This window comes from Nocardioides pocheonensis (assembly GCF_003725535.1).
GTDB classification, from domain to species: domain Bacteria; phylum Actinomycetota; class Actinomycetes; order Propionibacteriales; family Nocardioidaceae; genus Marmoricola; species Marmoricola pocheonensis.
In genome coordinates this window covers 169,733-195,303 of record NZ_RJSF01000044.1, presented here as the reverse complement: position 1 = coordinate 195,303, position 25,571 = coordinate 169,733, and the positions used below count along the sequence as shown (strand labels likewise).

Here is a 25,571-nt window from a genome sequence, read left to right as displayed (position 1 = left end):
GTGCTTCTCGATTCCTGACCGGCTGTCCCGAAGGTCGCCACCGCGTCCGTCGCCGGTCCTACACTGAGACGTCAGGGCCTCCACCTCGTGGGGAGGCGGCGACCCTGGGCTGTCTCGCGGAGACGGCAAGGGGTGCGCGATGACGACGACCACGAAACCGGTGCGGGCGGGGCGCGGCGTGCTGCCCGCCGAGCTCACGAGCTTCGTCGGCCGCCGCCGCGAGCTGGCCGAGACCCGCCGGCTGCTGGCGCAGGGCCGGATGCTCACGCTCACCGGGTTCGGCGGGGTCGGGAAGACCCGGCTGGCGATGAAGGTCGCCACGGAGCTGCGGCGCACGTTCGCCGACGGCGTGTGGTTCGTCGACCTCACCTCGCTGCACGACCCCCAGCTGCTGCCGCACACGGTCGCGAACACCCTCGAGCTCCGCCAGGTCTCGGCGAACCCGGCGGCCGACCTGGCGACGTACCTGGAGGACCTCGAGCTGCTGCTGGTGCTGGACAACTGCGAGCACCTGAGCGACGCCTGCGCGATCCTCTCGAGCAAGCTGCTCGCGGCCGCTCCGGGGCTGACCATCCTGGCGACGAGCCGGCACGTGCTCGGCGTCGAGGGTGAGCAGATCCTGGCGGTGCCTCCGCTGTCGACACCCGACGAGGAGGTGCGCGCCGGCGACGCCAGCCACTACGAGGCGGTGCAGCTGTTCCTCGACCGCGCGTCGGCGGTGTCGCCCGACTTCGCGATCACCGACGCGAACCGGGCCGCGGTGGTCGAGCTGTGCCGACGGCTCGACGGCATCCCACTGGCGATCGAGCTGTCGGCGGTCTGGCTCCGGACCCTCTCCCCGGCCCAGATCCTCGACCGCCTCGCCGACCGGTTCCGGCTGCTGAGCAGCGGGCGACGGGCCGGCCCCGCACGCCAGCAGGCCCTGGACGCGACCGTCGGCTGGAGCTACGACCTGTGCTCCCCGGCGGAGCAGCTGATGTGGGCCCGCCTGTCGGTGTTCTCCGCCGGCTTCGACCTCGAGGGGGCCGAGCAGGTCTGCGACGGCGACGGGATCGCGCGCGACGAGGTGCTCAACGTGATCGCGAGCCTGGTCAACAAGTCGGTGGTGATCCGGCACCAGGCGACCGAGCACACCACCGCGTGGTACCAGATGCTCGAGACCGTGCGGCAGTACGGCTCCGCGCAGCTCGAAGGCCCCGAGGAGGTGCTGCGGCTGCGCAACCGGCACCGCGACCACTACCGGGCGCTGGCCGCCCGGTACGAGGCGGAGTCGTTCGGCCCGGAGCAGGGGGACTGGTTCATCCGGCTGCGCCGCGAGCACGGCAACCTGCGTGCCTCGCTGGACTTCTGCCTGGAGCACCCGGGCTCCGCGGCGTACGCCTTCGACATCGCCGCGCCGATCTGGAACTTCTGGTTCGCAGGGTTCCTGCGGGAGGGCTACCGGTTCCTGCTCCGTGCCCTCGAGCTGGCTCCGGCGCAGACGCACGCGCGGGCCCGCGCGCTCTGGGCGGCCAGCTACCTGGCCATGTTCGCCACGGAGTTCGACCGGGAGGCCGCCATGATCGCGGAGTGCGAAGAGATCGCCGCCGGCCTCGACGACCCGCTGCTCGACGCCCGGATCAAGGAGTGCCGCGGCCACGCCACCCTGTACCAGGGCGACCTGCCCGGCGCCGTCGCCCTGCTGGAGCAGGCGTGCGCCGAGTTCCGGGCGATCGGGGACGGGCTCGGCGAGTTCGACACACTGATCCTGCTCACCGCGGCGGCACTGTTCACGGAGGACCCGCGGATCGATGACTTCGCCCGGCAGGCCTACGAGCTCGCCGACCGCCACGGCGCGCTGTCCTCCAAGGCCTACGGCCTCTGGAGCCTGGGCGTTGCGCAGTGGCGCGGCGGCGACCTGCGGGCGGCGACCGCGTCGCTGCGCGAGTCGGTCCGGCTCTTCCTGCCGATGCAGGACCTGACCGGGATCAGCTTCGGCATCCAGGCACTGTCGTGGTGCGCGGCGTTCGCCTCACCCGACGTCGGGGCGGCCCGGTTGCTCGGCGCCTCCCAGGCGGCCTGGCGGACCAGCGGCGCGAAGGTGGACGAGACCAACGCCTACGGCATGTTCGACACCAGGGCCGAGGACGCCGTTCGCGAGGCGCTCGGCGAGGCGGCCTTCGACCAGGCCTTCGCGGAGGGGGCGTCGTACTCGTTCGACCAGGCGGTCGCGCTGGCCCTGGGTGAGGGTGGCGCGGCCGAGAAGGCCGAGGCGGCTGCCGCGCCACAGGCGTCCGCGACGGGAGCCGGAAGCCTGACCCGCAGGGAGCGCGAGGTCGCCATGCTGCTCGCCGAGGGGCTCTCGAACCGCGAGATCGCCGACCGTCTGGTGATCTCGCTGCGCACCGCCGAGACCCACGTCGACCACATCCTCGGCAAGCTCGGGCTCACGTCCCGCGCGCTGGTGGCGAGCTGGGTGGCCGAGCACCACGGCAGGTGACCCCGGACGGCTGACCACGGGTTCCTGACTACGGGCGTCCGACGTACGTAGGCCGAAACTACGTACTACCTCCGGTAGCCCTACTGATGCAGCGGGTGCCCACCGCGGGGCACCGTGGAGGCACACGCTGTCTCCCGACCCGAGGTGCTCAATGTCCGTCCAGCCGATCGCCACCCCCCGCTTCACCGCGGTGCCGGGCGGAGCGGGCGGACGCCAGACTCCTCGACGGTCGGCGAGCCGGACCGGGCGCCGCCTGGTCCTCCTTCGAGGAGACTCCATGTCCCACCGCCCGCGCCCGCTTCTCCTCGGGTACATCCGGGCCCACCTGGCCTCGACGCCTGCGGAGATCCGCCGCCTGGAGGTGCAGCTGGAGGACTTCGTGACGCGCGAGGAGTTCAGCCTCGGCACCGTCTTCGTCGACCGCGGCGAGGCCCCGGGCGCGTTCCACGCGCTGATCGAGGAGCTGGAGCGCGACGAGAACGTGCGCGGGCTCCTCATCCCCGACCTCCGCCACCTCACCGCGGACGAGCAGCTGATCCTGAGCAAGCACGAGCAGGGCGCCCGCACACCGGTGCTCGTCGTCAATTTCGCCCCCCTGGCCGGCGGACCCGGCGCAGCTACCCCTGGCTGCAGCGGGTCCGCCATCCTGGCCCGAAGGCTCACGCGCCGGCGGCGCGACGAGCCCTGAGGGACCAGGCCGAGGCGGACGTTCCTGGACCCGCCCCCAGGGACGTCCGCCTCTGGCCGTCGCCACCGGCCCGCTCCATGCTGAAGCCGGAGGTGAGGATGATGACCAGCGTGGTGCTCACGCCCGTCGAGCGGCTCTACCGGGCCCGGACGAGCCCCGAGCTCGTCGTGGTGCCCGCCCTGTCGTTCCTGTGCATCGACGGGCACGGTGACCCGAACACGAACCCCGCGTACGCCGACGCCCTCGGGGCGCTGTACGCGGTGTCCTTCACCGCGAAGTTCGCGATCAAGAAGGCAGGCGGCGAGGACTTCAGGGTCGCGCCGCTCGAGGGGCTGTGGTGGGCGGCTGATCCGGGCGCCTTCCTCGCCGGGCAGAAGTCGGACTGGGACTGGACCATGATGATCCGCCAGCCCGACAGCGTGACGCCCGAGACGGTCGAGCGGTGCGTGGACCAGGTCGCGACGAAGAAGTCGCTCACCGCGGCCCGGCAGCTGCGGCTCGAGGTCTTCGAGGAGGGCCCCGCGGCGCAGGTGCTCCACGTCGGCCCGTACGCCGCCGAGGGCCCCACGATCGCGACGCTGCACGACTTCATCCGCGACCACGGCTTCACGCTGCGGGGGAAGCACCACGAGATCTACCTCGGAGACCCGCGCCGGGCTGCGCCGGAGCGGCTGCGCACGATCATCCGCCAGCCGTACGCCGCCGGAGCAACCCGCTAGCGTCGGTCCCATGGACCGGCCCTCGCCGCGGGACACCTCGACCGGTGCGCTGTCGTTCGTCGACGAGCACCGCGTGCTCGTGCATGCCGACGCGGACGCGGTCTGGCAGGCGCTCGGCCGGTCGCTGCCGCACGGAGCGATCGCCCGCACCGGCGCCCGCCTGCTCGGCGCCGAGCCTGCCCGGGCGCACGGCGACCCGCTGGTCGCGGACTCGGCGGTGCCCGGTTTCGGCGTGCACGCGGCGCTGCCGGGCCGCGAGCTCGTGCTGGCCGGGCGGCACCGGTTCTCCGTCTACCGGCTGACGTTCAGCCTCGAGCCACGCGAGCGCGACGTCGTGCTGGTGGCCCGCACCGAGGCGCGCTTCCCCGGGCTGCGCGGCCGCGGCTACCGGGCGCTCGTGATCGGGTCGGGTGCGCACCGGCGGCTGACCCGCCGCTGGCTCCAGGGCGTCCGCGTCGACGCCCAGCGGGAGGGCCAGCGGGACGGCCGGCGCGAACCGGCGTAGCGGCGGGTCTCACGCGAGGTCGACCCGGTCGAGGCCCAGCCAGGCGGCGAGGTCCTCGATCTCGGCGTGGATCGCCCGCCGCACCGCCGCGCCGACGGGGACGTCCTCGTGCACGGCGTCGACCCGGAGCACCCCGGCCTTCGCGTCGGCGCGCGCGTCGACCTTGCCCACGAGCCGGTCGTGGTGCAGCACGGGCAGCGCGTAGTAGCCCCAGCGCCGCTTCGCCGCGGGCTTGTACATCTCCAGGGTGTAGTCGAAGTCGAAGAGCTCGAGCGCACGGGTGCGGTTGTGCACGAGCCGGTCGAACGGGGAGAGCAGGGCCGTGCGCCCGGCGAGCTCCTCGTCGACGGTCTCGAGGGCACCCGGGTCGACCCGCCATTCGCCCGGGACGCCCTCCACGACGGCGCGCTCGCCGACGTCTCCGACGATCGACGGCTCCACCGGGGTGGCGGTGCCGGTCGCCCGTGCGATGCCGAGGGACCGCAGCCGCCGCTCGTTCTTGACCCGCTCGGCGGCATCCACGGACGGCACCTCGACGCCGGGTGGGTAGACCCGGGCAGCGAGGTCCCAGACCCGCTCGCGACCGACCCTGCCGGAGACCGCGACCTCGCCGCGCATCATCAGGAACTCCAGCATCTGGGTGACGTTGCGCTGGTGGGTCCAGCCCGTGGAGGACCACGGGACCGCCGCGGTGTCGGGGATCTCGCGGGACGTGAGGGGCCCGGCCTCGCCGAGCCGGTCGAGCACGTCGTGCCGGAACCGGTCGTTGTCGGCGAGCCACCGGCGGGCCTTCTCCCACGGCGGCCAGTCGGCCGCCCCCGCGAGGTAGAGGCCGACGTCGGACATCGGCCGCACCAGGGCGTTGTGCTCGAAGAGCGTGCGGTCCACCTCCAGCGCGCCGCGCAGCTGCGCGGGCCGGTACGTCGACCCGAGCCGGCTCCAGGCGACCAGGTCGGCGCTGGGTGCGATCGCCGCGGTCGGGTCGAGCTGGAGCAGGGTGAGGTGCCGGACCGTCGCGACCAGGTCGGTCGGCCGCTCGGCCTCGAGCAGCTGCGCCCGCACCGCGATCCGGCGCGCCTGGGCCCGGGTCAGCCGGAGCACCTTCGATCCCGGTCCCGTCACAGGCCCGGACCCCTCACAGGCACAGGCAGAACGGGTGACCGGACGGGTCGGCGAACACCCGGAATTTCTCGTCGCCGGCCGGCAGCCGGGTCGCGCCGAGCTCGGTCGCCAGGGCCTCGGAGTCGTCGAGGTCGTCGACGAAGATGTCCAGGTGGGCCTGTTGCGGCCGGGCGGGGTCGGGCCAGGCCGGCGGTCGGTGGTCCTCGACCTGCTGGAACATGAGGCTGTGGCCGCCGCCGGCGACGAGCGCGCCCTCGGGTCCGTCGTAGGCCACCTCCATGCCGAGCAGGCCGGCATAGAACCGGGCGAGGCCGGAGGCGTCGGCCGTGTCGAACGTGGTGGCGTAGAGCTGCATGCCGGGGCCGACCCCCTCCTTCTCGCAGACGTCGAACGGGTGGCCGGCCGGGTCGGCCAGGGTGATCCAGCTGGCGCCCTCGGCCAGCCGGGTCGCACCCAGCCCGACGGCACGCTCCGCCGCGGCCTCCCGACCCTCGACGAGCAGGTCGAGGTGGGCCTGCTGCGGGTGGTCGGGGGACGGCCACTGCGGTGGCACGTGGTCGGGCGCGAGCTGGAAGGCCAGCTCCTGGCCGGCGTCGGTGTGGAGCGTGACCCAGTCGGGCTCGCGTCGGTCGACCTCCCAGCCGGTGAGCTCGGCGTAGAAGTCGGCGAGTGCGTCGATGTCGGGAGCGTCGAAGATGACGGCGCCGAGTCGTCCTGTCACAGTCATGGCGACATCCTGCATCCCGACACCGACAGCCCCAAGGACGCACGGAGGAGATCTCGTGAGCACACCTCAGCCGCGGAGTGGTCCTCAGCGCAAGGCCGACAGCCTCGACCTGCTGCGGCGCGACGCCATCGACGTGTGGGTGGCCACAGCGTCGGTCGAGGACGCGACGCCCTGGCCGCACCTCGTCCCGGTCAGCCTCGCCTGGCTGGACGACGACCGGGCAGCGATCGCGATCCAGGCGCGGTCGCGGACGGCCCGCGACCTGCGGGCGCAGCCGGCCGCACGCCTCGCCGTCGGCCCGACCCGCGACGTGGTGATGATCGAGGCGGTCGCCGAGGAGGAGCACGACGTCGCGGAGGCGCCGGACGACCTGGTCCGCCAGTACCTGCGCCAGGCCGACTGGGACCCGCGGGCCGCCTCGGGCTACGTGTTCTTCGTGCTCCGCCCGCGTCGGATCCAGGCGTGGCGCGAGGCCGACGAGATCCCCGGGCGCGCGCTCATGCGCGACGGGCGCTGGCTGGTCGACTGAGCGCCGGCGCCGTCCGGCTCATCCGACGAGCGAGGACCGCAGGATGTCGTCGCGCGCGACGTAGACGGTGAACGACCCGGTGTCGTCGCCGGGCACCGCGTCGGCGTACTGGAGCTGCAGCGGCTGCTTGGTGTCCGGGCGGAGCCAGGTCTCGTAGGCGTGGTCCGCCTGGCAGCCGCCCTCCCAGCGCAGCGCACCGTTGACCAGCACCCCGTGGGTGTCGACCGTCGGAGCGGCGTACGGGCTCGGGGTGTGCCGGCTGCCCTCGCCCCACACGCCCGTGCCGAAGATCGGCAGCGACGGGGTCAGCGGGCCACGGCCGGTCGGTGCCGCCGTGCCGTCGGGGGCCGTGGTGCAGTTCGCGTCGCCCTGGCCGGTGGGGTCGAACTGGGCCGTCCCGGTGACGACCAGCCGGTAGGTCACCCCGGCGCGGAGCTCGAAGGGCGACGTGGTCGTGGTGCCGTTCGCCGGCACGGTCAGCGCCGTCACCGCGGTCTCGTTGGCGTCCAGCTCGTCGGTGCCCGGGTGCAGCACCGGCTCGGAGGCGACGCCGCGCTCGCGGTACCACGAGGTCTGGGCCGCCGCCCCGGCGTACCCGAGCGAGATGTGCACGTGGTCGAGGTGCCGCAGCGTGCGCGAGCACTTCCGGCGCTTCTTGCAGCCGGCGTGGAGGTACGGGCGCGGCTTGAAGTCGTAGTACGACGACCAGATCGTGTCGTTGTAGATGATGTACATGATGCCCATCCGGCGCGCGAGGGCGTGGGCGTTGCCCTGGTCGTCGGTGGCCAGCGCCTTGGTGATGAAGTCGTACGCCGCCCGGCGGGTCCGCTTCTTCGCGACGTCGGCCTTCCAGTCGAAGGCGCGCCCGTCCTTGTGCTCGCTGCGGCCGCCGACGCTGCAGGCGCGCATCATCCCCAGCGACCCGGTCACCGGGTAGGTCTTCATCAGCCAGGCCGCCAGGGCGACGGTGCCCGGGCGGGGCGCCGTGGTGCAGGTGGTCTGGCCCTCGTAGGGCGCCGGCGCGTCGACGGTCGTCGAGATCCCGATCGCGCCCGCCCGCGGGGACAGCTGGACGGTCAGCCCCGCCACGAGCGCGAGCAGCAGCAGGCCGGCGAGCGTGACCGGGGCCCAGGTTGCGGGACGCAGCGCAGCGGCGCGGGCAGAGGCCGACGGGGAGCGGAGCAGGAGCTTCGACACGGGGAGCCGTCCAGACGAGCGGAGTCAGGTCGGCTCCATCATCGAACGAATCCGCCGGAAATAGTAGGAAATGTCCGAATTAACGGGAGGGCCGCACGCGCTCGGCATGCAGGGCCAGGCTCGCCTCGTCGGGCGTGGACAGGGTCAGCACCGCGTCGACCACCGGCTCGTGACGCTCGATGTCGGTCTCGATCCGGCGCAGCCGGACGGCGACCGCGGACTCCTGCTCGTCGCCGACGAGGTCGACGGCGGCCACGACGAAGAACCGCATCGGGCCGACGTACTCGATGTGCAGGTAGGTGACCCGGTCGATCTCGTCGTGCCCCAGCAGGAGGGCGAGGGTCTCGTCCCACAGTCCGGGTGGGACGGTCTGACCCACCAGGAAGTCGTGGTTGCGCACGATCAGCACGATCGCGACCGCCCCGAGCAGCAGCCCGACGGCCACCGAGCCGAGCGCGTCCCAGGCGGGGTCTCCGGTGGCCTGGTGCAGGCCGATGCCGAGCGCGGCCAGGACGAGCCCGGCCAGCGCGGCGAGGTCCTCGAGGAACACCGCGCGCAGCGTGGCGTCCGAGGTGGCCATCACGAACCGCAGCGGGCGCATCCCGAAGTGCCGTCCGCGCCCGCGGGCCTGGCGGGCGGCCTGGGTGAACGAGACGCTCTCGAAGACGAACGCGGCGCCGAGCACCACCCAGCTCACCGCGAAGTGGCCGCTCGCGTGCCCGTCGAGGAGCTCGGTGATGCCGTGCCACACCGACAGCGCGCTTCCCGCCACGAGCAGCCCCACGGCCGCGAACATCGTCCAGACATAGGTCTCCCGGCCGTGGCCGCGCGGGTGGCCGGGGTCGGCCGGGCGGCCGCCTCGGCGCTCGGCGAGCAGCAGGAACACCTCGTTGCCGGTGTCGGCCCACGAGTGGGCCGACTCGGCGACCATCGAGGCCGACCCGGTGAGCACCGCGGCCACCGTCTTGGCGGTCGCGACCAGCGCGTTCGCCGCCAGGGCGACGAGCACGGTGAGCAGGCCGGCCTCGGCGCTCCGCTCCGCGCCGGGAGCGGTGCCCTCGCCCTGCTCGGTCGGTTCGTTCACGGGCTCGCGGGTCGGACCGCGGGCACGGTCGAAGGGGGCCGGCTCACGCGCTGGGACGGAAGTGCGGCGTGTGCCAGGTCCGGCGCTCGTGCTTCTGCCAGCCCAGCGAGCTCGGGGCGTCCAGGTCGGCGCCTGCGTGCACGCCCACGCCGAGCCGGTCGACGAGCTCGCCACCCAGCCACCCGGTGACCCCGGCGATCGCGGCGCCGGCGAAGCCCAGGATCAGCGCGAGTGCGTTCGGATGCCACTGGTCCGCGGCGGCCCGGAGCAGCCAGCTCAGCGCGAAGAGCACCACGACCACGGCGTTGCCGGCTCCGTGCCACAGCCCGACCCGCTTGGCCCGCGTGCCGGTGGGGATCGCGAGCCAGTCGATGAGCCCGAACGTCGCGGCGACCAGGCCGCCGATCACCCCGGCGGCGATGGCGTACGCCGAGGCCACCGAGAAGTCGGCGTTGCCGGTGATCAGCCGGAGGATGTCGAAGACCACCGCCGTGGCCAGCAGCCCGAGCGGGAACACGATCAGCATCTGGTGGACCGGGTGGCCCAGTGCCTTGGCCTTGCTCTCCATGACGCAGTCCTTCCGTGCCTGCGGGCAGCCGGGGCGGCACCCGCTGACTCGCCGTACCCGCTCGGCGACCGCGATAACCGAGCAGCCGGGCGGCGCGCCCGGCTTCAGTGCCGCGCGGGTTCCCGCACCCTGTCTGCTGGTTCGGACGCGTCCCGGCGAAGAGGGGTCTTAGGTCCCTGTGACCCGTGCGTCCGCCGTGCGAACCTACGGAACCGTAGGTAGTGGTGGTGCACAGGAGGGCGGAGATCGTGGCGAATCCGAGGCCGGCAGCGGATCGGCTGCCCGCGGTGATCCAGGGAGGCATGGGCGTCGGAGTGTCCTCGTGGCAGCTGGCACGGTCGGTCTCCCGAGCCGGCGGGCTGGGCGTCGTGTCGGGCACGGCCCTGGACCTCGTCCTCGCCCGGCGTCTCCAGGACGGCGACCCGGACGGCCACGCCCGCCGGGCGCTCGCGGCCTTCCCCGACCGGGCCATGGCGGGCCGGGTGCTGGACCACTACTTCCAGCCGGAGGGGCGACCGCTCACCGCCGAGGGGACCCTGCGCCCGTACCGGCCGGTCCCGAAGCTCACGCTGCGCCAGACCCCCGAGCAGCAGGAGCTCGCCGTGGTGGGGAACTTCGTCGAGGTCTGGCTGGCACGCGAGGGCCACGACGGCAGGGTCGGCGTGAACTTCCTCGAGAAGGTGCAGATGGCCACGCCGGCCGCAGCCTTGGGGGCGATGCTGGCCGGTGTCGACGCGGTCCTCATGGGCGCGGGCGTGCCCCGCGAGATCCCCGGGCTGCTCACCGACCTCGCCGCGGGCCGTCCCGGTGGCGTGGGCGTCGACGTGCACGGCGCCGACCACCCGCACCGGGTCGAGGTGGACCCGCGCGCCCTGCTCGGGGACGCGCTGCCCACGCTGCGGCGCCCGAGCTTCCTGGCCATCGTCTCGGCCACGGTGCTCGCGGCCTACCTGGCCCGTGACGGGGCGACCCGCCCGGACGGCTTCGTCGTCGAGGGACCCCGGGCCGGCGGCCACAACGCCCCGCCCCGTGGGCGGATCGAGGTCGACGAGCACGGCGAGCCCGTCTACGGGCCGCGCGACGAGGTCGACCTGGAGAAGCTCGCCGCCCTGGGCCTGCCGTTCTGGCTGGCCGGCAGCCACGGCAGCCCGGCGCGACTCGCGGAGGCGCTGGCCGCCGGCGCCGCCGGCGTCCAGGTCGGCACCGCGTTCGCGCTGGCCGAGGAGTCCGGACTGACGCCGGCGCTGCGCGACGGCCTCCGCTCCCGCGCGGTCGCCGGGACCATCGAGGTGCACACGGACCTGCTGGCCTCCCCGACCGGCTTCCCGTTCAAGGTCGCCCGGCTGCCCGGCACGCTCGCCGACGCGCAGGTGTACGACGCGCGCCAGCGGCTCTGCGACCTGAGCTACCTGCGCACGCCGTACCGCACCGACGACGGCGGCCTCGGCTACCGCTGTCCCGGGGAACCGGTGCACATGTACGTCCGCAAGGGAGGCGACCCTGCCGACACGACGGGTCGCGCGTGCCTGTGCAACGCGCTCACCGCGGACGTCGGCCTCGCGCAGACCCGGCGCGACGGCTACACCGAGCCGGCCCTCGTGACCCTCGGCTCCGACCTGGCCGGGGTCCGGCAGCTGGCCGAGGCGCACCCGCGGGGCTGGTCGGGCGCCGACGTGGTCGCCTGGCTCACCGCCGGCTGAGACCTGGGGCGGCAGCACCCGACCGCGTCAGGATGGGCACGTGCTCGAGCGAGACCTGCGCCTGGACGACGGCCGGACGCTGCGCGTGCGCGACACGGGTGGGCGCGGTGCCCTGGCCGTGCTCTGGCAGCACGGCACCCCCAACATCGGCACGCCGCCCGCACCCTGGGCGGCCGCCTCGGAGCGCGTGGGCCTGCGCTGGATCGGCCACGACCGCCCCGGCTACGGCGGCTCGACGCCGCGCCCCGGCCGGGACGTCGCCTCGGTGGCCGCCGACGTCGCCGCGGTCGCCGACGCGCTCGGGCTCGACCGGTTCGCCGTCGCCGGCCACTCCGGCGGTGGCCCGCACGCCCTCGCCTGCGCGGCCCTGCTGACCGGCCGGGTGACGGCGACGATCTGCATCTCCGGACTCGCCCCGCGGGACGCCCGCGGCCTCGACTGGTACGCCGGCATGGGCCCCGCCGACGTCGCCTCGCTGCGGGCCGCCGAGGCCGGCCGGGACGCCCGGATCGCCCACGAGCAGGCCGGGTCGGGCCCGCCCGAGCCCGCCCCCGAGACCGAGCCGGTGGCGGCCGACCGCCGAGCCCTGGCCGGGCGGTGGCGCTGGCTGGAGACCGTGACCGGCCCCGAGGCCGGTGCGGGGCTCGAGGGACTGGTCGACGACGAGGTCGCCTTCGTGTCCCCGTGGGGGTTCGACCCCGCCGACATCGCGGCGCCGACCCTGCTGCTCCACGGTGCGGCCGACCCCGTCGTGCCCAGCGGGCACGCCCGGTGGCTGGCGGCGCACATCCCGGGCGCGGACCTGCGGATCCGGGCCGGTGACGGGCACGTCTCGGTCCTCGACGCGGCGGGCGACGCGTTGGGGTGGCTGCGCGAGCGGTGACCCGATCGGGGTCCTTGGCCCCTGCCCGCGCCGAGGGAGAACGTCGAGAATCGGTCAGGTACGGCAGGTCCCTGCCGATGTTGGTGTCACAAGGCACGTCGTCCCGGGAGCGTGGTGGGAGCCCGGCGCCGGAGCCGGTCTCCGCCCCGCTCCCTCAACGCGCCGAGCCGGACGGAGGCGACATGAGCGAGCCGCGCGCCGAGCGCGCTGTGACGCTGACGCGCGCCGTCGCCGACTGCGGTCGCAACAGTCGTCCGAGCGCCGCCCGGGTGCAGTTCCTGGTGCGTGGTGCCGGCGTCGCGGGAGTCCTCGTCTCCGCGACCGGGATCGTCGTGATCGCCGGCTGGGTCCTCGGGCTTCCGGCGCTGACCCGGATCGCGCCCGACCTGGTGACGATGAAGTTCACGACCGCGGTCTGTCTGACCGCCCTCGGCGCGGCGATCACCGCCTCCGCCGCCGCCCAGCTCAGCGGGAACCGCCGAGGCCTGCAGGTCGGCGCCGTGCTCGCCGGGCTGGTGCTCGCCGTGGCGCTGGTCACCGGGATCGAGCAGGTCTTCGGGCTCCAGCTGCCGACGGACAACCCCTTCGGGCTCGACCCCGGCGACCCCCTCTCCCCGGTGCCGGGCCGGATGGCCCAGATGACCGCGGTGAGCCTGATCGCGCTGTCCACCGCGGTGCTGCTCAGCGCCCGTCGGATGGTGCGCAGCGCGCAGAGCCTGGCGGTCCTGGCAGCGACGATCGGCATGACCGCGGTCGTCGGCTACACCTACGGCGTCCGCGGCCTGTACGGCGTCGGGCCGTTCAACACGATGGCCGTGCACACGGCGGTCGCGATGGTCGTGTCCGGTCTGGGCGTGCTCTTCCTGCGCCCCTGCAGCGGCTACGTCGCGGTCGTCGTCGGCAACACCGCGGGCGGCGTGATCATGCGCCAGGTGCTGCCCTGGGCGCTGCTCCTCCCGTACGCCGCGGGCGGCGTGATCGTGGCCGGCCTCCGCCACGGGCTCTACGACGGCCGGGTCGCCCTGGCCATCTTCGTGACCGTGGTGGCCAACGTCGGCGCCGCCCTGGTGTGGTTCCAGGGCGAGCACCTGCGCGACGTCGACCTGCGACGCGGCGGAGCCGAGGACGCGCTCCGGATGGCCCAGGAGGTGCTCGCCGACCGTGCCCGGATCGAGGCCGAGCTGGCGGCCAGCGTGCGGCGTACCCGGCAGATCCTCGCGACCGCTGCCGACGCCTACATCGCGATCGACACCGAGGGGCGGGTCACCGACTGGAACGACGCGGCCGCCGGGGTCTTCGGCTGGTCACGCAACGAGGCCGTCGGGGAGTTCCTGGAGAACCTGATCATCCCGCCGAGCCACGCCGCTGCGCACCAGGCCGGGCTCACCCGCTACCTGCGCACCGGGGAGGCGCCGATCCTGGGCCAGCAGCTCGAGCTCGAGGCCCTGAACCGCTCCGGCGCGCGGATCCCCGTGGAGCTGACCGTGTGGGCCGACCAGGAGGAGGGCGGCACGGGCTTCCACGCCTTCGTGCGCGACATCACCGCGCGCAAGCGCGCCGAGCAGAACCTGCGGCGGCTCAACGCCGACCTGGCGGAGTTCGCCGCGATCGCCGCGCACGACCTGCGCTCGCCGCTGACCACGATCCAGATGCAGTCCGATCTGGTCCTGGCCGAGCTGGAGACCTCCGACTGGGGGCCGGAGGAGACCCGGCACTGGATCCAGCGGATCGGCCAGACTGCCGACCGCGGGGTGCTGCTCATCGACGACCTGCTGTCCTACGTGAGCATCGGCCGGGAGGCGCACCCGCCCCGACCGGTCCACCTGGATGCACTGGCCCGTGACGTGGTGGACGCCCAGCTCGGCTCGGCGGGCCGCCCGGCGGCGTGCAGCGTCGCCCGCCTGCCCGTCGTGGCCGGCGACGAGGCCCAGCTCCGGCAGCTGGTCGCCAACCTGGTCGGCAACGCGATCAAGTACGTGCCCGCGGACCGCACCCCGGAGGTGGTGGTCGACGCGCTCGTCGAGGTGGCGGAGGACCGCTGCATCCTGCGCGTGAGCGACAACGGCGCCGGCTTCGCCGAGGACGAGCGCGAGCGGGTCTTCGAGATGTTCCAGCGCGGCAGCGGGACCGCCGGGGTGCCCGGGACCGGGATCGGGCTGGCGATCTGCCGCCGGGTCGCGGAGCGGCACGGCGGCCGGATCTGGATCGAGCCGTCCCCGTCCGGCGGCAGCCGGGTCTGCGTCGAGCTGCCGCCGTGGTCAGGTGCCCTGCCCGACGACGTGCCCGAGGTCGCCCGGTCGGACGCGCGACAAGACTGAAACGAATTCTGGTCTTCCGGCGTCCGGGCGGGCACACTGGTCCCATGCTGATCGACGTGCCGGACGGCAAGGACCCGATCACCTACGTCTGGGGCGAGCTGGTGCCGCACATCGGCCCGGCCGCCGCGCGGTTCTCCGGCGCGGTCTACGAGCACACGACCCTCGGGCTGCGCGAGTTCGAGGCGGCACGGCTGCGGATCGCGCAGTCCAACGGCTGCGTCTTCTGCCAGGACTGGCGCACCGAGCGCGACGGCGTCCGGGTCGAGGACGGGTTCGAGGACGCCGTGCGCGACTGGCGGACCAGCGACCTCACCGAGCGCGAGCGCCTGGCCGCGGAGTACGCCGAGCGGTACGCCGAGGACCACCACGGTCTCGAGCCCGGCGTCGACCCGGAGTTCTGGGAGCGGTTCTTCGCGGCGTACTCCCAGCGGGAGGTCGTCGAGCTCACCATGTGCCTGGGGTCGTGGCTGGCCTTCGGCCGGCTCAACCGGGTGCTCGGCCTCGACGTGGCGTGCGTGCTGCCCTCGCACCCGCAGAAGGCCGCGACCTGACCGGGTCCGAGCCCGACCTCGGGCCCGGACCTGTCCGGGCCGCACCGATGATTCAGTGGGCGGCCGCCTCGACGACCTCCTCGTGGACCTTCTCCTCCTCGAGGCGGGTCGGGTCGGGCACGACGACCACGGGCACGCGTGCATGCCGCACGCAGTACTCGCTGACCGAGCCCAGCAGGGCCCGCACCAGCACGCTCTTGCGCCCGCTGCCCACCACCAGGAGCGCCGCGTCGTGTGCCGCCTCGACCAGGGCGTGGCCGCCGTAGCTCTGCAGCACCACGCGCGAGATCACGGGCTGGGCGTCCATCGTCGCCAGCACCTCGCTCAGCGCCGCCTCCTGGCACGCCTCGGCCTTCTCGTGCTCCTCCTCGAAGCTGGTCGCCGTGGCGATGTCGCTGATCGCCGGCCCGAGCAGCCAGGTGGTCACCACCTCCACCGTCGAGCCACGGACCAACCCCTCGTTCAGCGCGAAGGCGAGAGCCGCCTTCGAGCCAGGGCTTCCGTCCACACCGACGACGATCGCCCGCTTGTCGACGGCACGCTCGTAGCGCTCGGTCATCTTCGCCCACCTCCTCGGGCTCCTCCGACGGGTGGCCCCCGTCCTGCTTCCAGCCTCTCCTCCCGGGCAGCCCGCAGATCAGGGCCGCAGGGCCGCGAGGTCAGGACCATCGACCCTGCTGAGCAGCAGGGGCGGAACGCATCCTTGAGTGAAACGGGCGGCGGTCCGGACGGAGATCGAGAGAGCGAGTGGGGGGACGAGAGCCATGGCCGAGCTGAGGGAGCTGAGCTACGCGGAGTGCCGCGCCCTCCTGGTGCGTCAGCGTGCCGGCCGGGTGGCCGTCGCGACGGCGGACGGCCCGCACATCATCCCGGTGAACTACTCCGTCGTCGACGAGAGCATCGTCTTCCGGACGACACCGTTCAGCGTGCTCGCGACGTACGGTCGCAACGCCAAGCTGGCCTTCGAGGTCGACCACTTCGAGGACGAGCACCGGCTGGGCTGGAGCGTGGTCGCGCGCGGCCGGGCCGACGTCGTCAGCGACCCCGAGGAGCTGAACCGGATCCGCAGGGTCTGCGCACCGCTGCCCTGGGCGGACGGCGCGCGCAACCTCTACTTCCGGCTCGACTGGAAGGAGCTCAGCGGACGCGCGCTGGGACGGGCACCGATGGGCGACCTGGTCGGCGGCCTGGCCGCCGTGGCGTCCGGCGACCACGTCGGGGCCCACGGCTCCGGCGCTGACGCCCGTGCCGAGCGACGGGGCGGTACCCAGCTGCGGGTCGCCCCCGAGGACCGCCAGGACTGAGACCGGTCCGGGCAGCGCCCGCTTGTTCGCATCGCGAGCCGGGAGCCGTCCGGTGCGGCACACTGGGCCCTGTGAGCGAGACCTTCGTCGACTCGTCCCCCGACGCAGAGGACCTGTCCGGCCCGGCACGAGCCCTCCTCGACGCGGTCGTCGCGATCTCCTCCGACCTCGACCTGCACAGCGTGCTCTCCCGGATCGTGGTCTCCGCCTGCCAGCTGACGGGGGCCCGGTACGGCGCCCTCGGCGTGATCGGTGCCGACGGCAACCTCGACGACTTCGTGACCCACGGGATCGATGCCGAGCTGCACCGCCAGATCGGTGACCTCCCCCGGGGCCGCGGGATCCTGCGGCTGCTCATCGACGAGCCCGAGCCGCTGCGGTTGCCCGACCTGCGCCGGCACCCCAAGTCCTACGGGTTCCCGGAGCACCACCCCCCGATGAGCAGCTTCCTCGGCGTACCGGTGCGGATCCGGGGCACCGTCTTCGGCAACCTCTACCTGACCGAGAAGGAGGGCGGCGGGCAGTTCACCACGCAGGACGAGACCCTGGTGCTCGCGCTGGCCAGTGCCGCCGGCTTCGTCATCGACAACGCGCGTGCGTACCTGCTCAGCGAGCGGCGCCGGCAGTGGCTCGAGGCGTCCGCGGAGCTGAACGAGTCGCTCCAGCCGCCGATCTCGATCGAGAGTGCGCTCGAGAAGTTCACGATCGCGACGCGCTCGCTCTCGGGCGCGGTGGCGGCCGCGGTCGTGCAGTTCCCCGAGTCGGGCGCCGTGATCGCCACCAGCGACGGACCCGCGGTCGGCAGGCTGCCCGCGCTGCTGCCCGAGATCGCCGCGCTGCTCGACCACCCGAACCGCGGTGACCGCAGCGACCGGATCGACTCGTTGCACGTCGGCGACCTGGAGGCCGTGGTCGTCCCGCTGCGTGCGCACTTCTCGCAGGCGAGTGCGCTGGTCGCGCTCTTCGAGGAGGGCCACCGGGTCACCGACGTCGAGGAGCGCGAGCTGCTCGGCTCGTTCGCCGACCAGGCCGCCCTCGCCCTCGACCGCGCGCAGGCGGTCGCCGACCGCGAGGAGCTGGCCGTGGTCTCCGACCGCGACCGGATCGCCCGCGACCTGCACGACCTGGTCATCCAGCGGCTGTTCGCGACGGGCCTCCAGCTGCAGGGCATGCGGGGGATCGTGGTCAACCCCGAAGTCGGCGAGCGCCTGGAGAAGGCGGTCGACGACCTCGACCAGACGATCCGCGACATCCGCACCACGATCTTCGAGCTGCAGCACCGGCAGGGCGGCTCGCCGCGGTCGCTGGTGCGCGCGCTGGTCAAGGAGTACGTCCCGGTGCTCGGGTTCACCCCGACCGTCCGGATCCTCGGACCCGTCGACACCGCGGTGTCCTCCACGCTGTCCGAGCAGCTGCTCGCCGTGCTGCGCGAGGCGCTGTCGAACATCGCCCGGCACGCGATCGCCGACCAGGCCGAGGTCGAGATCGCCGCGACGCCCGAGGAGCTGGTCCTCACCGTCACCGACAACGGCACCGGGCTGCCGACCGAGCGGAGCGAGAGTGGCCTGCGCAACGCGCGCCGCCGCGCCGCCGCGCACGGCGGCATCCTGGAGCTCAAGCCGGGCGTTCCCTCCGGCACGGTGTTCCGCTGGCGCGTGCCGGTCGGGTAGCCCGACGTACGACGAGAGGGCCCGACCACGCTGTCGCGGTCAGGCCCTCCCGGTGTGCGGACGTCGGTCCGGTGCGCTCGCGCGGGCTCAGGAGAGCACGCTCATGACGTCCTCGAAGATCGCGTCGAACACCGGCGTGCCGTAGTCGTCGGAGTGGTCGATCCCCCGCCCGTTCGTCGCGAGGTCCTCGCGCATCTTCGACGCGAGCTCCGCGATGTGCGTGTCGTTGAAGAACACGGTGAAGCCGGCCGGCACGCGTGCGTCGGCCTTGATGACCGGCATGGCGGCGTCGATCTGGGCCTGGGTCAGGCCCACGGCGGCGAGGAACTCCGGCACGGAGTACCAGACCCTCGACGTGGAGGCGCCGGTGTTGCCCTGCGCGGAGCGGCTGGCGTTGTAGCAGTCGTACGCCGACGCGGGGCCGGCCGCGGCGATGCCGAGGGCGAGCGGGACGGTGAGCGTGATCAGCGTGCGGGCGGTGCGGTTCATGACGGGGTTCCTCTCGGGTTTGCGGAGTGGTGGTCGACGACCACCGGTTGTCGTCGCCGACGTTTCCGCGCCCGTGTCCCGGCCGACCAGAGCCGGCTGTCCCGATCGTGTCCCGTTCGATGTCCCGCCCGATGTCCCGTTCGCTGGCCGGGACGCACGCCCGGCCGGTCGAGGGGAGGACCGCTCAGCCGCCCTGGCCCGGCGGGCGGTCGAGCAGCTTCGAGGCCAGCACCGCCGCCTGGGTGCGCCGCTCGAGACCGAGCTTGGCGAGGATGCTGGACACGTAGTTCTTGACCGTCTTCTCGGCGAGGAACATCTGCTCGCCGATCTGCCGGTTGGTGAGGCCCTCGGCGATCAGGCCGAGCAGCTTGCGCTCCTGGTCGGTGAGCTCGGCGAGCTCGGGCGCCACGCTCGGCCCCTTGCGCACCCGCTCGAGCACCTTCGCGGTGAGCGCGGGGTCGATCAGCGACTGGCCCGCGGCCACCCGGCGGATGCCGTCGACGAGGTCGCTGCCCCGGATCTCCTTGAGCACGTAGCCCGCGGCGCCGGCCATGATCGCGGCGAACAGAGCCTCGTCGTCGTCGTACGACGTGAGGATCAGCGCCTGGATCGAGTCGTCGACGCTGCGCACGCTGCGGCAGACCTCGATGCCGGAGCCGTCGGGCAGGCGGGCGTCCAGCACGGCCACGTGGGGCTTGCACGCGGGGATGCGGCTGGTCGCCTCGACCGCGGAGCCGGACTCACCCACGACCTCGATCCCGCCCGCGCTCTCCAGCAGTGCCTTCAGCCCCTGACGGACGACCTCGTGGTCGTCGAGGAGGTACACGCGGATCGGTCCGTCATCGCTCATGGGGGTCAGCCTAACGAGCGCCCCGCCCCGAGCTCCGCGATCAGGGCCGTGACGCGCTCCCTGATCTCGTCGCGCACGCGGCGCACGAGCTCGAGGTCGCCACCGGCCGGGTCGTCGAGCACCCAGTCCTCGTAGCGCTTGCCGGGGAAGATCGGGCACGCGTCACCGCACCCCATCGTGATCACGACGTCGGACTCGGCGACCGACTCGGTGGTGAGGATGCTCGGCACCTCGGCGGTGATGTCGATGCCCTCCTCGGCCATCGCCGCGACGGCCACCGGGTTGATCCGGTCGGCGGGTGCCGAGCCCGCCGACAGCACGCGCACCGCGTCACCGCCGAGCGCGCGCAGGTAGCCGGCGGCCATCTGCGAACGGCCCGCGTTGTGCACGCAGACGAACAGGACGGTGGGGAGGGCAGTCACGCGGTTCTCCTCGTGGGGTCGGGACGGCCGCCGTCATTGGGTGCGTCGGCGGGGTAGAAGTTGCGCCGGGCCCAGAGTGCGACGTACACGAGACCGACGAGCGCGGGCACCTCGATGAGCGGTCCGACGACACCGGCGAGCGCCTGCCCGGAGGTCACACCGAAGACGCCGATCGCCACCGCGATCGCGAGCTCGAAGTTGTTGCCGGCCGCGGTGAAGGCGAGGGTCGTGGCGCGGGGGTAGTCCATCCGCAGCCGGTGGCCGAGCGCGAAGGCGCCGACCCACATCAGCGCGAAGTACGCCAGCAGCGGGAGGGCGATTCGACCGACGTCGAGCGGGCGGCTCGTGATCGTGTCTCCCTGGAGGGCGAACAGCACGACCACGGTGAACAGCAACCCGTACAGCGCCAGCGGCCCCACTTTGGGGAGGAAGGCGGTCTCGTACCACGCGCGTCCCCGGGTGCGCTCGCCGAGGAGCCGGCTGAGGTAGCCGGCGGCGAGCGGGACGCCCAGGAACACGAGCACGCTGCGCGCGATCTCCCACATCGACACGTGCAGCGTCGAGGTGTCCAGGCCCAGCCATCCGGGGAGCACCTGGAGGTAGAACCAGCCGAGCGCCGCGAACGCCACGACCTGGAACACCGCGTTGAGCGCCACCAGGATCGCCGCCGCCTCCCGGTCTCCGCAGGCCAGGTCGTTCCAGATCAGCACCATCGCGATGCAGCGCGCGAGGCCGACGATGATCAGGCCGGTGCGGTACTCGGGCAGGTCCGGCAGCAGCAGCCACGCCAGTGCGAACATCAGCGCCGGCCCGATCACCCAGTTCAGCACGATCGAGGACACCAGCATGGTGCGGTCCGCGGTGACATGGCCCAGCTCGTCGTACCGGACCTTGGCCAGGACCGGGTACATCATCACCAGCAGGCCGAGCGCGATCGGCAGCGAGACCGAGCCGACCTCGACCTTCGAGAGGGCGTCGTCCAGGCCGCCGACGGTGCGCCCGAGGGTCAGCCCGGCGACCATCGCCACCCCGATCCAGACCGGCAGGAACCGGTCGAGCACGGACAGGCGACCGAGCACCTCGGCCTCGTGGTCGGTGGTGGCGGTCACCGGCCGACGCCGCCGAGCAGGCCCGCGACCCCGGCGAGCACGTCGGCCTTGATCCGGTAGTAGACCCAGGTGCCGCGCTTGCTGCGGTCCAGCAGGCCGGCCTCGTGCAGCACCTTGAGGTGGTGGCTGATCGTGGGCTGGGAGAGGTCGAAGGCATCGTTCAGGTCGCAGACACAGGCTTCGCCGTCGGCGTGTGCCGCGACCAGGGAGAGCAGGCGCAGCCGGACGGGATCGGCCAGCGCCTTCATCAGCGGTGCCAGCTGGCCGGCCTGCTCGGAGCTCAGCGGCTCGGCCATGAGCGGGGAGCAGCAGGCGACCGCATCGACGGGGGTGAGGGTCAGCGTTGACTTCGACACCCCTCAATATTGACATACGTCGATGTCCGTGGCAATCTCGACAACGGAAGACATAGACACCCATCGATATCTAGGAGTTCCGATGTCACGCATCCAGCTCGCCCTCAACGTCGACGACCTCGACACCTCCGTCGCCTTCTACCGCTCGCTGTTCGGCACCGAGCCGGCCAAGGTCCGCCCCGGCTACGCCAACTTCGCGATCGCCGAGCCGCCGCTGAAGCTCGTGCTGATCGAGAGCCCGGGCCAGGGCGGCACCCTCAACCACCTGGGCGTCGAGGTGGCCGACGTGGACACCGTCGACGCCGAGCAGACGCGGCTCGCCGCGTCCGGCCTGTCCTCGGTCGACGAGCGCGGCACCACCTGCTGCTACGCCAAGCAGGACAAGTTCTGGGTCGAGGGCGCCCCCAACGGCGAGCGCTGGGAGATCTACACGGTGCTCGCGGACAGCGAGACCTTCGGCCCCGCGGACGAGTCCGGTCCCGCGTGCTGCTCGGACCAGACGACCGAGCCGGCGGCCGAGGCCGCGGCTGAGCCGGCCTGCTGCTGACCAGCCCGTCCTGACCAGCCCGTCCCTGATCAGCCGGGGCGACGTCGTTCTAGGCTCGTGGTGGCGGCCGGACCGGCCGGCCGCCGCCACGGAGGCGACCATGACGACCCGACTGAACCCGTACGTGAGCTTCGGTGACAACGCCCGCGAGGCGATGACCTTCTACCAGCAGGTCCTCGGCGGCACGCTCGACCTGCACACCTTCGGGGAGTACGGCGCCGGCGACGAGCCGTTCGCCGACCTGGTCATGCACGCGGTCCTGGAGACCGAGGACGGCCTCACGCTGATGGGCTCCGACAGCCCTCCGGGGATGTCTCGCACGGTCGGCAACAACATCACGATCAGCCTGAGCGGTGACGACGACGACCTCCTGCGCAGCCGGTTCCACGGGCTCGCCGAGGGAGGCACGGTCGACGTGCCGCTGGACAAGCAGATGTGGGGCGACGTGTTCGGTCAGCTGACCGACCGCTTCGGGATCGGCTGGCTGGTGAACATCTCCGGTGCCTGAGCCGACGGAAGCGGTGCCGGCCGGCCCGCACGTCGACGTCGTGGTGGTGGGCGCGGGCCTGTCCGGCATCGGGGCGGCGTACCGGCTCGAGACCGAGTGCCCCGGCCGCACGTACGCCGTGCTCGAGGCGCGCGACGCGATCGGCGGCACCTGGGACCTCTTCCGCTACCCCGGCATCCGGTCGGACTCCGACTTCTTCACGCTCAGCTACCCCTTCCGCCCGTGGAGCGGGCGGGGGTCGATCGTCGAGGGCGAGCAGATCCGCCGGTACGTCGCGGACACGGCCCGCGAGCACGGCATCGACCGGCACATCCGGTTCCAGACGTCGGTGGTCGGGGCGGCCTGGTCGGGCGAGCGAGCCTGCTGGACGCTGACCCTGCAGAAGACCGCGGCCGACGGCAGCACCCGGGCATCCACGATGACCTGCTCGTTCCTCTACGCGTGCGCCGGCTACTACGACTACGACCGCGCCCACCAGCCCGACTTCCCCGGGCAGTCGGACTTCGCCGGCACCGTGGTGGTCCCGCAGTTCTGGCCCGACGACCTCGACGTCACCGGGCGCCGGGTCGTGATCATCGGCAGCGGTGCGACCGCGGTGACGCTCGCGCCGTCGCTGGCCGGCACCGCCGGTCACGTCACCGTGCTGCAGCGCAGCCCGTCCTGGATCGGCGCGGTCCCGGCCGAGGACGCCCTGGCCGACCGGATCCGCCGCGTCCTCCCCGCCGGTCTCGCGCATCGCGTGATCCGGGGCAAGAACATCGTGCGGCAGCAGGCGGTCTACGCGTTCTGCACCCGCTGGCCCGGCCTGGCCCGTCGGCTCCTGCTCGGCCTCACCGCGAAGGCGGTCGACCCGACCCTGGTGGAGACGCACTTCACCCCGGCGTACGACCCCTGGGAGCAGCGCTTCTGCGTGGCCCCGGACGGCGACTTCTTCCGCGCCATCCGGCGCGGCCGGGTGGAGATGGTCACCGACCACGTCGACCGGTTCGTGCCCGAAGGGATCCGGCTGGCGAGCGGGCGGGTGCTGGAGGCGGACGTGGTCGTGACGGCGACCGGCCTGCGGATGGTCCCCTTCGGCGGCATCCCGCTCACCGTGGACGGCGAGCCCGTGGACCTGCACGAGAGGTTCGTGTGGCAGGGAGCGATGCTCACCGGGGTCCCCAACTTCGCGGTCGCGGTCGGCTACGTCAACGCGTCCTGGACGTTGCGCGCGGACCTGACCTCCCGGCTGGTGTGCAAGGTGCTCGGCGAGATGGACCGTCGCGGCGCCGCGTCGGTGGTCCCGGTGCCGGACGGTCCGCTGCGACCGCAACCGCTGCTGCCGCTCTCGTCGGGCTACATCCGGCGCGCGCAGGAGCAGTTCCCCCAGCAGGGCGACCGCGGGCCGTGGCGCGTGCGGCAGAACTACCTGCTGGACGCCGCGCTGACGCTGCGCCGCGACCTCGGCCGGACGCTGCGCTTCGCGCCGGTACCCGGGAGCGCGTCGCCGGCGCGCGCGGTCAGCCCGGCAGCGCGCGCAACCGCTCGGGGTCGGTGAGGATGTCGATCGAGACGATCCGGCCCTCGACCACCGTGAAGGACGCGACCGAGTAGGTCGCGCCGTCGGCCGTGGCGGTGACCCCGGCGACGCCGTTGACGACGACCGGCCTCGCGGCCAGTGCCATCCGCTGGAACACGACCGCGCCGGAGGCGACCGCTGCCGCGCCGCGAACGACGCGCAGGCCCTCGGCCGACGCGTTGCGCAGCACGACGTCCGGGTCGAGCACGCGCAGCAGGGCCTCGAAGTCGCCCGCGCGCGCCGCCGCCTGGAACGCGTCCACCGCGACCCGCTGCCGCGCGAGGTCGGCGTCCGGTACGACGCGCGCCCCCTGCACCCGCCGCCGGGCCCGGCTCGCCAGCATCTTGGTCGCGTCGACCGAGCGCTCCACGATCGGCGCGATGTCGGCGAACGGCAGCACGAACAGGTCGTGCAGCACGAACGCGAGCCGCTCGGCGGGCGACAGCTCGTCGAGGACGACGAGCATCGCCAGCCCGATCGAGTCCGCGAGGAAGGCCTCGTGCTCCGGGTCACCGCCGTCGACTTCGCGCACGGCCGGGTCGGGGAACCGTGCCTCCAGCGGGTCTTCGCGCCTGGCCTCCCGGCTGCGCAGGTGGTCCAGGCAGATCCGTGAGACCACGGTGGTCAGCCAGGCGGTCAGGTTGTCGATCTCGGCGGCGTCGCTGCGGCTCAGCCGGAGCCAAGCCTCCTGGACGGCGTCGTCGGCCTCGCTGAACGAGCCGAGCATCCGGTAGGCCACCGCGCGGAGCCGTCCCCTGCGCGCCTCGAACTCCTCGGCCAGCGCTTCCTCTCGAAGTTCCCGCACCTGGTTACCTTTCGCCGTCGCGTCCCGTCACCCCTACGACGAACTCAACCTGACCGTCGTAACACGACCGGAGGAGACACCCATGTTGATCGCAGTAGCAGGCGCGACCGGCCGGCTCGGCAGCCACCTCGTCGAGGTGCTGGAGGAGCGGGGGCACGGCGTCGTACCGATCTCGCGGACGCACGGCCTCGACCTCACCACCGGGGTCGGGCTGGAGCGGGCGCTCAAGGGGGTCGACGGGATCATCGACGCGGCCACGTCGCCGACCCCTGACGAGGCCGAGGCCACCGCGTTCTTCACGACCGCGAGCCGCAACCTGCACGAGGCCGGCGAGCTGGCTGGCGTCGAGCGGATGCTCGTGGTGTCGATCGTCGGCATCGACGACTGGTCCGACGGCTACGGCAAGGCGAAGCTCGCGCACGAGCGAGCCGCGCTCGCCGGCCCGGTGCCGACCCGGATCCTGCGCGCCACGCAGTTCCACGAGTTCGTGGGGCAGCTGCTCGACTGGGCCACGGACGGCGAGGTCGGCTACGTGCCGGCGATGCGCACCCAGCTGGTCGCGGCGCGGAGCGTCGCGGAGGCGATGGTCAACCTGATCACGATGCCGGGCTGGTCGGCCCAGGACGGTCCGGCGCTGGAGATCGGCGGGCCGCGACCCGAGGAGTTCATCGACGCGGCGACGCTGCTCGCGGCGAAGCGCGGCCGGCCGACCAAGGTCGAGCTGGCCCCGCCCGAGCACGACCCGTACGCCGCGGCGGACCGCGACGCCCTCCTGCCCGGACCGGCCGCGATCCTGGCCGGCCCCACCTTCGCCAGCTGGCTGGAGACCGCGGAGGTCTGAGCCGCCGGACCGCGAGGAACGAGCGGACCGGCGACGCGAAGA

At 73.3% G+C, this 25,571-nt stretch carries 27 protein-coding genes; 15 read left to right on the top strand and 12 right to left on the bottom strand.

Going from position 1 to position 25,571, the window contains the following annotated elements; translation table 11 throughout:
- Positions 1-139: 139 nt before the first annotated feature.
- The 4 genes from EFL26_RS24800 to EFL26_RS18130 all read left to right on the top strand — a co-directional run bounded on the left by EFL26_RS24800 (position 140) and on the right by EFL26_RS18130 (position 4,391).
- Positions 140-2,479 carry an ATP-binding protein gene (locus EFL26_RS24800; protein ID WP_123224314.1) on the top strand — a complete coding sequence of 780 codons (2,340 nt, stop codon included), beginning with the start codon at positions 140-142 and terminating at the stop codon, positions 2,477-2,479.
- 277 nt (positions 2,480-2,756) lie between these two features.
- Complete coding sequence (locus EFL26_RS18140) at positions 2,757-3,167, top strand: hypothetical protein (protein WP_123224313.1); 411 nt, start codon at positions 2,757-2,759, stop codon at positions 3,165-3,167.
- Between the two features lie 101 nt (positions 3,168-3,268).
- Positions 3,269-3,886, top strand: a complete 618-nt coding sequence (locus EFL26_RS18135; RefSeq protein WP_123224562.1) for a GyrI-like domain-containing protein — start codon at positions 3,269-3,271, stop codon at positions 3,884-3,886.
- Positions 3,887-3,896: 10 nt separating this feature from the next.
- Positions 3,897-4,391 (top strand): hypothetical protein, encoded by a 495-nt coding sequence (locus EFL26_RS18130; RefSeq protein ID WP_123224312.1) that lies wholly within the window; start codon positions 3,897-3,899, stop codon positions 4,389-4,391.
- Positions 4,392-4,400: 9 nt separating this feature from the next.
- Here the strand turns inward: EFL26_RS18130 and EFL26_RS18125 are convergent, their stop codons facing one another.
- Together EFL26_RS18125 and EFL26_RS18120 are read right to left on the bottom strand one after the other, a co-directional pair.
- Positions 4,401-5,513, bottom strand: coding sequence for a DNA glycosylase AlkZ-like family protein (locus EFL26_RS18125; protein WP_246000261.1), 1,113 nt, complete (start codon positions 5,511-5,513; stop codon positions 4,401-4,403).
- Between the two features lie 13 nt (positions 5,514-5,526).
- On the bottom strand, positions 5,527-6,240 hold the full coding sequence (locus tag EFL26_RS18120; protein ID WP_123224310.1) for a VOC family protein: 714 nt from the start codon (positions 6,238-6,240) through the stop codon (positions 5,527-5,529).
- 55 nt (positions 6,241-6,295) lie between these two features.
- Here EFL26_RS18120 and EFL26_RS18115 point away from each other — a divergent pair, with 55 nt between their 5' ends.
- Positions 6,296-6,769 (top strand): pyridoxamine 5'-phosphate oxidase family protein, encoded by a 474-nt coding sequence (locus EFL26_RS18115; protein WP_221177025.1) that lies wholly within the window; start codon positions 6,296-6,298, stop codon positions 6,767-6,769.
- 18 nt (positions 6,770-6,787) lie between these two features.
- Here EFL26_RS18115 and EFL26_RS18110 read toward each other — a convergent pair whose 3' ends face one another.
- The 3 genes from EFL26_RS18110 to EFL26_RS18100 form a co-directional block, all read right to left on the bottom strand.
- Complete coding sequence (locus EFL26_RS18110) at positions 6,788-7,966, bottom strand: VldE C-terminal domain-containing protein (RefSeq protein ID WP_123224308.1); 1,179 nt, start codon at positions 7,964-7,966, stop codon at positions 6,788-6,790.
- A gap of 79 nt (positions 7,967-8,045) precedes the next feature.
- Positions 8,046-9,050, bottom strand: a complete 1,005-nt coding sequence (locus tag EFL26_RS18105; RefSeq protein ID WP_246000260.1) for a cation diffusion facilitator family transporter — start codon at positions 9,048-9,050, stop codon at positions 8,046-8,048.
- A gap of 43 nt (positions 9,051-9,093) precedes the next feature.
- Entirely contained in the window at positions 9,094-9,618 is a 525-nt protein-coding gene (locus EFL26_RS18100; protein ID WP_123224307.1) for a DUF2231 domain-containing protein, read from the bottom strand.
- Positions 9,619-9,866: 248 nt separating this feature from the next.
- Between EFL26_RS18100 and EFL26_RS18095 the strand changes: the two genes are divergently transcribed.
- From EFL26_RS18095 to EFL26_RS18080, 4 genes are all read left to right on the top strand, one after another.
- A complete protein-coding gene (locus tag EFL26_RS18095) occupies positions 9,867-11,318 on the top strand; it encodes a nitronate monooxygenase (protein WP_246000259.1) in 1,452 nt (483 codons plus the stop codon).
- A gap of 40 nt (positions 11,319-11,358) precedes the next feature.
- Positions 11,359-12,201 (top strand): alpha/beta fold hydrolase, encoded by an 843-nt coding sequence (locus EFL26_RS18090; protein WP_123224305.1) that lies wholly within the window; start codon positions 11,359-11,361, stop codon positions 12,199-12,201.
- 182 nt (positions 12,202-12,383) lie between these two features.
- The gene (locus EFL26_RS18085) at positions 12,384-14,519 is read left to right on the top strand and encodes a sensor histidine kinase (protein ID WP_123224304.1); all 2,136 of its coding nucleotides are present in this window, start codon (positions 12,384-12,386) and stop codon (positions 14,517-14,519) included.
- A gap of 44 nt (positions 14,520-14,563) precedes the next feature.
- Positions 14,564-15,070 (top strand): carboxymuconolactone decarboxylase family protein, encoded by a 507-nt coding sequence (locus EFL26_RS18080; protein WP_123224303.1) that lies wholly within the window; start codon positions 14,564-14,566, stop codon positions 15,068-15,070.
- 52 nt (positions 15,071-15,122) lie between these two features.
- On the opposite strand, the gene EFL26_RS18075 is transcribed toward EFL26_RS18080, so the two are convergent.
- A complete protein-coding gene (locus tag EFL26_RS18075; RefSeq protein WP_123224302.1) occupies positions 15,123-15,629 on the bottom strand; it encodes a universal stress protein in 507 nt (168 codons plus the stop codon).
- Between the two features lie 205 nt (positions 15,630-15,834).
- Here EFL26_RS18075 and EFL26_RS18070 point away from each other — a divergent pair, with 205 nt between their 5' ends.
- Together EFL26_RS18070 and EFL26_RS18065 are read left to right on the top strand one after the other, a co-directional pair.
- A complete protein-coding gene (locus tag EFL26_RS18070; RefSeq protein ID WP_123224301.1) occupies positions 15,835-16,374 on the top strand; it encodes a pyridoxamine 5'-phosphate oxidase family protein in 540 nt (179 codons plus the stop codon).
- Between the two features lie 71 nt (positions 16,375-16,445).
- Positions 16,446-18,044, top strand: coding sequence for a GAF domain-containing sensor histidine kinase (locus EFL26_RS18065; RefSeq protein WP_123224300.1), 1,599 nt, complete (start codon positions 16,446-16,448; stop codon positions 18,042-18,044).
- Between the two features lie 87 nt (positions 18,045-18,131).
- On the opposite strand, the gene EFL26_RS18060 is transcribed toward EFL26_RS18065, so the two are convergent.
- The 5 genes from EFL26_RS18060 to EFL26_RS18040 form a co-directional block, all read right to left on the bottom strand.
- Entirely contained in the window at positions 18,132-18,533 is a 402-nt protein-coding gene (locus tag EFL26_RS18060) for a hypothetical protein (protein ID WP_123224299.1), read from the bottom strand.
- A gap of 184 nt (positions 18,534-18,717) precedes the next feature.
- A complete protein-coding gene (locus EFL26_RS18055) occupies positions 18,718-19,383 on the bottom strand; it encodes a response regulator (protein ID WP_123224298.1) in 666 nt (221 codons plus the stop codon).
- 5 nt (positions 19,384-19,388) lie between these two features.
- Complete coding sequence (locus tag EFL26_RS18050; protein ID WP_123224297.1) at positions 19,389-19,805, bottom strand: arsenate reductase ArsC; 417 nt, start codon at positions 19,803-19,805, stop codon at positions 19,389-19,391.
- Positions 19,802-20,914: an ACR3 family arsenite efflux transporter gene (gene arsB / locus EFL26_RS18045; RefSeq protein WP_123224296.1), complete on the bottom strand. Its 1,113-nt coding sequence runs from the start codon at positions 20,912-20,914 to the stop codon at positions 19,802-19,804. Before arsB ends, EFL26_RS18050 begins: the two co-directional genes overlap by 4 nt.
- Entirely contained in the window at positions 20,911-21,270 is a 360-nt protein-coding gene (locus EFL26_RS18040) for an ArsR/SmtB family transcription factor (protein WP_246000258.1), read from the bottom strand. The genes arsB and EFL26_RS18040 overlap by 4 nt, the downstream gene beginning before the upstream one ends.
- An 82-nt stretch (positions 21,271-21,352) precedes the next feature.
- On the opposite strand from EFL26_RS18040, the gene EFL26_RS18035 reads away from it, so the two are divergent.
- The 3 genes from EFL26_RS18035 to EFL26_RS18025 all read left to right on the top strand — a co-directional run bounded on the left by EFL26_RS18035 (position 21,353) and on the right by EFL26_RS18025 (position 23,862).
- Positions 21,353-21,817: an ArsI/CadI family heavy metal resistance metalloenzyme gene (locus EFL26_RS18035; RefSeq protein WP_123224295.1), complete on the top strand. Its 465-nt coding sequence runs from the start codon at positions 21,353-21,355 to the stop codon at positions 21,815-21,817.
- 100 nt (positions 21,818-21,917) lie between these two features.
- A complete protein-coding gene (locus EFL26_RS18030) occupies positions 21,918-22,325 on the top strand; it encodes a VOC family protein (RefSeq protein WP_123224294.1) in 408 nt (135 codons plus the stop codon).
- A complete protein-coding gene (locus tag EFL26_RS18025) occupies positions 22,318-23,862 on the top strand; it encodes a flavin-containing monooxygenase (RefSeq protein ID WP_246000257.1) in 1,545 nt (514 codons plus the stop codon). The genes EFL26_RS18030 and EFL26_RS18025 overlap by 8 nt, the downstream gene beginning before the upstream one ends.
- Here the strand turns inward: EFL26_RS18025 and EFL26_RS18020 are convergent.
- Positions 23,825-24,688, bottom strand: a complete 864-nt coding sequence (locus tag EFL26_RS18020; RefSeq protein ID WP_123224292.1) for a sigma-70 family RNA polymerase sigma factor — start codon at positions 24,686-24,688, stop codon at positions 23,825-23,827. The genes EFL26_RS18025 and EFL26_RS18020 overlap by 38 nt on opposite strands.
- A gap of 82 nt (positions 24,689-24,770) precedes the next feature.
- On the opposite strand from EFL26_RS18020, the gene EFL26_RS18015 reads away from it, so the two are divergent.
- Positions 24,771-25,529: an SDR family oxidoreductase gene (locus tag EFL26_RS18015; RefSeq protein WP_123224291.1), complete on the top strand. Its 759-nt coding sequence runs from the start codon at positions 24,771-24,773 to the stop codon at positions 25,527-25,529.
- The last annotated feature ends 42 nt before the right edge of the window (positions 25,530-25,571 follow it).

Bases quoted from the DNA above. Each gene is read 5' to 3' on its own strand.
- EFL26_RS18035 (WP_123224295.1), top strand. From the start codon at position 21,353: ATGTCACGCATCCAGCTCGCCCTCAACGTCGACGACCTCGACACCTCC.
- EFL26_RS18055 (WP_123224298.1), bottom strand. From the start codon at position 19,383: ATGAGCGATGACGGACCGATCCGCGTGTACCTCCTCGACGACCACGAG.
- EFL26_RS18030 (WP_123224294.1), top strand. From the start codon at position 21,918: ATGACGACCCGACTGAACCCGTACGTGAGCTTCGGTGACAACGCCCGC.
- EFL26_RS18135 (WP_123224562.1), top strand. From the start codon at position 3,269: ATGACCAGCGTGGTGCTCACGCCCGTCGAGCGGCTCTACCGGGCCCGG.
- EFL26_RS18015 (WP_123224291.1), top strand. From the start codon at position 24,771: ATGTTGATCGCAGTAGCAGGCGCGACCGGCCGGCTCGGCAGCCACCTC.
- EFL26_RS24800 (WP_123224314.1), top strand. From the start codon at position 140: ATGACGACGACCACGAAACCGGTGCGGGCGGGGCGCGGCGTGCTGCCC.
- EFL26_RS18140 (WP_123224313.1), top strand. From the start codon at position 2,757: ATGTCCCACCGCCCGCGCCCGCTTCTCCTCGGGTACATCCGGGCCCAC.
- EFL26_RS18080 (WP_123224303.1), top strand. From the start codon at position 14,564: ATGCTGATCGACGTGCCGGACGGCAAGGACCCGATCACCTACGTCTGG.
- EFL26_RS18130 (WP_123224312.1), top strand. From the start codon at position 3,897: ATGGACCGGCCCTCGCCGCGGGACACCTCGACCGGTGCGCTGTCGTTC.
- EFL26_RS18100 (WP_123224307.1), bottom strand. From the start codon at position 9,618: ATGGAGAGCAAGGCCAAGGCACTGGGCCACCCGGTCCACCAGATGCTG.
- EFL26_RS18085 (WP_123224304.1), top strand. From the start codon at position 12,384: ATGAGCGAGCCGCGCGCCGAGCGCGCTGTGACGCTGACGCGCGCCGTC.
- EFL26_RS18075 (WP_123224302.1), bottom strand. From the start codon at position 15,629: ATGACCGAGCGCTACGAGCGTGCCGTCGACAAGCGGGCGATCGTCGTC.
- EFL26_RS18060 (WP_123224299.1), bottom strand. From the start codon at position 18,533: ATGAACCGCACCGCCCGCACGCTGATCACGCTCACCGTCCCGCTCGCC.
- EFL26_RS18120 (WP_123224310.1), bottom strand. From the start codon at position 6,240: ATGACTGTGACAGGACGACTCGGCGCCGTCATCTTCGACGCTCCCGAC.
- EFL26_RS18070 (WP_123224301.1), top strand. From the start codon at position 15,835: ATGGCCGAGCTGAGGGAGCTGAGCTACGCGGAGTGCCGCGCCCTCCTG.